We start from the raw sequence: 799 nt of genomic DNA, 5'->3' as shown, positions 1-799 counted from the left end.
CAGTAAAGCCGCTCAGCAAGAGTTTGAAGATCATGTGAGCTTGGAAAAAGAGGTGGTTGAATGCCACAACATTACCGGTGCGAACGAGTACTTGTTGAGGGTCGAAACCCAAGATTTGCCTAGCTATAAAAAGTTTCATGCGGATGTGCTCGGTGAATGTCCTCAAGTCCAGTCCATTACGACCATGGTGGTGATGGACACACCAAAAGATGAACGATAACCGAATCAATATATAAAGAGACTCATGTGTTAAATACTAACCAATTACTTCTGTTCCTCGATGTGGTTCAGCAAGGATCATTCAGTAAAGCGGCAAGCTTGCACGATATGGATAATTCCTCCTTATCTAAACAGATCAAACGGTTAGAGTCTGATCTCGGTGTTCAGTTACTCAATCGATCCACTCGATCGTTTTCACTGACGTCGGCGGGTGAGGAGATCTTAGGTCAAGCGAGAGTGCTCCAAGATACCTTGAGTCAAATTCAAGGCATTGCAGATTCTTATCAATCAGAGCCCAAAGGGGTGCTACGCATTACCTCACCGATCTATTTCGGTCAGCAGTATTTGCAGCCTATCGTGACGCAGTTCATGCGTAAGTATCCGGATGTGCAAATTGTTCTTTCTCTGGATGATAAGATCGCCAACATCATTGCTGGGAAAATCGTTATTGCCTTTCGTTTCAGTAAGCTACTGGAATCAAACCTTATTGCGAAGAAGATTGCGGATAGCCACTTTATGCTGGTGGCTTCGCATGATTTTATTGCTGAACATTGTGAGCCACAAACCCCACAAGATTTGT

General features: G+C 44.1%; 2 protein-coding genes. Both read left to right on the top strand.

From position 1 onward, the window contains the following. The coding region (locus KIV40_RS28765) for an Lrp/AsnC ligand binding domain-containing protein (protein ID WP_285352638.1) at positions 1-220 on the top strand (220 nt) is incomplete at its 5' end. A gap of 26 nt (positions 221-246) precedes the next feature. Further along, positions 247-799 (top strand): LysR family transcriptional regulator (locus KIV40_RS28760; RefSeq protein ID WP_285352637.1); only part of this gene is annotated, 553 nt, incomplete at its 3' end.

This window comes from Vibrio sp. D173a (assembly GCF_030248475.1).
This window is presented reverse-complemented; position numbering and strand designations above follow the sequence as displayed.